Annotated in this window: 3 protein-coding genes; all 3 read right to left on the reverse strand. The window is 42.0% G+C overall.

What is annotated here, in order from left to right; translation table 11 throughout:
- On the reverse strand, positions 1-339 hold a 339-nt coding region (locus tag WIG73_RS00050), incomplete at its 3' end, for an arginine repressor (RefSeq protein WP_337398737.1).
- Between the two features lie 16 nt (positions 340-355).
- Complete coding sequence (locus tag WIG73_RS00055; protein WP_337398738.1) at positions 356-1,198, reverse strand: NAD(+)/NADH kinase; 843 nt, start codon at positions 1,196-1,198, stop codon at positions 356-358.
- A gap of 136 nt (positions 1,199-1,334) precedes the next feature.
- Positions 1,335-3,454, reverse strand: a 2,120-nt coding sequence (locus WIG73_RS00060) for a hypothetical protein (protein WP_337398739.1), incomplete at its 5' end; no start/stop codon positions are given.

Here is a 3,454-nt window from a genome sequence, read left to right on the forward strand (position 1 = left end):
CAGCGAATCGATTACAAAGCCAACAGCCTGGGCCATTCCGGAATGTGTTTTAATCACTACAATATTTATGGCAAACTCAATATTAATAACGGAGCTGACTAAAATGGAATTAAAATTTTTGTCAGCAGAATTATTTTCCCGCCCGCCGCTTTGAACATATTTATACACGCCATTGTCGCCTAAAACCTTTACTAACTTCAAATCCTTTATATCCCGCGAAACGGTTGCCTGCGTAACGTTATAACCGCTGTCAGCCAGCCGCCTTGCCAGTTCTTCCTGTGTGTCAATGCTGTATTTCGCTATTAAATCCAAAATTTTCGTATGCCTGCTCAGTTTCATTGAATCAACCCCTTCATCAGCTTTCTTTTTTTACCAGTTTGTTGTGCAGTACACTGAAAAACTTATATCCTTTAAACCGAATTAATTTAAAATTCTTCTGGGCAATTTGAATTACCACAGTTTTGTTTCCGGAAAGCTTACCCAAAATTTCACTGTCCGCTGCCACAACAGCTTCATTGTCAATTGCTGCTTTGCATTTTACCGTAACGGTTTTCTCCGGCGGTACGATAATGGTTCGCGAATACATTTTATGCGGGCAGACAGGCGTTACAATCATGGAATTCAGTGAGGGGTCTACAATGGGGCCTCCGGCGGATAGCGAATATGCGGTAGAGCCGGTGGGGGTTGCAACGATAATGCCGTCTGCCTTAAAATCGTCGACATATTCATTGTCAATGAAAATATCTAAATCCAATATTTTCAGGGTTGAACTTGCCCGTGTTACAACAATGTCGTTCAGCGCAGTGGTCTCTTTTCCGTCTGACAGGACCGCATGAAGCATCATTCTCTCTTCTATTTCATAATTTCCGGCAAAAAGCTTGTTTAATCCTTCTTCAATTTCTTCCCGCTCAATTTCGGCTAAAAAGCCTAGACGTCCTAAATTAATTCCAATTACGGGAAGGTTTAAATTTGACGCTTCCTTAGCAACGGACAAAAGCGTTCCATCTCCGCCCAAAACCAAAATAACATCCATGCCGGCATATTCATTTTCACTGATCTTTTTTGCGTTTTTAACGCTGGCACCACGGTGCTTCCCATCAATAAAGAGGTTGGCTCTGGTACCAATCAGCTCTGAAACTTGATTTGCTAAAACGTATCCAGGATCCTTTTGTTCATTTATCACGAGTAATATGTTCAAGTATAATCAACCCTTTTTTATAAATATACATTTACATTGTATATTATATTAGAATAATGCAAATTTAGCAAGGGTTATTTAAAAAAATACAAAAAAATACGGCGGGTAAGTTTGCCCGCCGTATATAAATTTGTCTTTACGGAACTACAACAGTACCTTCAAATGTCCGTTCCACTTCATTGTCCATAAACGCCACTTTAATTTTTGTGGTACCGGAGGAATGGGCTGTCAGTTCGCCGTTTGCATTTACACTGACGATATCAGGATTGTCGCTTTTAAAAGCTTTTGCCACATTACTAATATCATAACGTACCATTTTGCTGGTTGTGGGAATGTAAGAGAGTGAAATTGTGTCTCCTACTTCCATTTTAAATTCAGCAGGGAAATAAACCTCCTGCAAGCCAAAATCAAAATTATCCCGGTAGGGTTCCCGAACGCCGGACTGTGCAATAATTTTTTGTGCTTCTTCCGGCCAATCTGCATTTGGATACACATGCGGGTCCTGATACTGAATGTCTGTTCCGTTATTTAACTTTTCCGCCGTGGTGCTGTAATTATTATCGCCATATACAATATTGTTAATTGTATTAATATGAATATGCGTCCACCGTGCGGCAACATTGCTGGAGCCTTTTCCCTTCCAAACCGGGTGCTGGGTCTGGTCTACCACATTGTTGTCTAAAAGCCAATAAGACGACCCTTCATCAGGATACAGAACTCCAAACATGTTCCCAATATCATAACAGTAATTTCCACACATTTCGTTTAAATTGTCCAGCGACCCTCCGGTGTGCCCTAACGTATAAATAGCACCGCCGTCAAACATAATCGTGTTCAAAATCTTATGCAGATAATTGTTATTAATGTTTAAATTCACTGTTCCAGACTCAGCTTTGCTGCCCCAGCCCCAACCGGTATGAACACTGGAATACGCAGTGCTGTAAACCTCGTTGTTGCAAATATTCATATGTTTGGGGAAAGCAGCAGTAATGGCCGCTCCAGCCCTAAACTCAACTGATATGTCATGAATATAGTTATCCGTCACATTGTTGTTAATCTGATAATACTTTTCCTCCTTTGGCGCCCGTGCATGCTGCCATGTTGCATCTCCAACAAAAATTGCGCCTCCAGAGGTGTCGTAAATCTCGTTTCCAACAAAATCGCAATTCTGAACCGCTTCCAGCATTTTTACAGCCGTTTGCCCAATCTTAGAAATTTTACAATTATAAAAATTTACATTGTGAACGTTTGTCAACTCAATTGCACCGGGAATAAAACCGCTTGTCGTTGCAGTACTTCCCCCGTTGTTTTGACCATCTGCAAACCCGCTTGCATTCGGCGCTGTCCATGTGGTGTGTTCAAAAGAAATTCCGTCAAACGTAATATTTTTCATTGGTTCCTCGGCCGTGCCAGTAATTGACATCAGCGATTCATCGCACGGGATAACAATCTCTGCCGTACTCATATCCTCATAGTCTCTCGGGATATAATAAAGCTTGCCAAAGGTTTTGTCAATATAAAATTCTCCGCCTTCGTCTAATAGCTCAAAGGCATTTTCATAATATTCCGGAACGGTGGGAACCGTATTTCCACCGTTCATGCGGATATTCCACAAACTTTCGTTTAGCTCCAGTGTCACAAGCTGCGTCTCTTCATCAAACGAAGCCGACTCCACCACAAATCTGGGATTGGTCCAGTTTTCATAGAACACCAGTTCCAGCTCGTTTATTTTTTTATAATCGAGCAGGGATGTGTCTGTGGTCGTAACGCCAACGCCGCCTTTTCCAAGATTAACGCAGTTTTCAAGCTTGCCTTCACTTCTGGCACGCACTGCGCGCACCCCATTCACATAAATTTGTCTGCTGTTTAATGCAACAGTGCCCAAATTGCTGATATTAGCCTGGTAAATGTTTTTTTCCGAATTGTAAAGCGTAAACCCGGTTACCTGTTTTCCCTCAGAAACAACTGCTTCGCCGGGCTTAAAAGAGGTATATGTGATGCTGACATTGTCTGCGCAGGGGGTGTTGACCTTCGTAAAATCAAAACCCGCATAAACTCCGGGCATCATAACAATGCAAAGGTTGAGTGCGCTGCCGCTCTGTATCGCATCGTTCATCAAGCTACGCGCTTTTGTTCTTCCGTGAGCCATTGTTTTAAACGGCTCGTGGAATGTGCCGGGAGCTTTTGACGAGTTAATGCCATTCTCCGGATCTACATAAATAATTTCATCATATATCGTTTTTGTAAACTCCTTTG

The organism is Congzhengia sp., assembly GCF_037235575.1.
In the GTDB taxonomy this organism is placed as follows: Bacteria; Bacillota; Clostridia; order UBA1381; family UBA9506; genus Congzhengia; species Congzhengia minquanensis.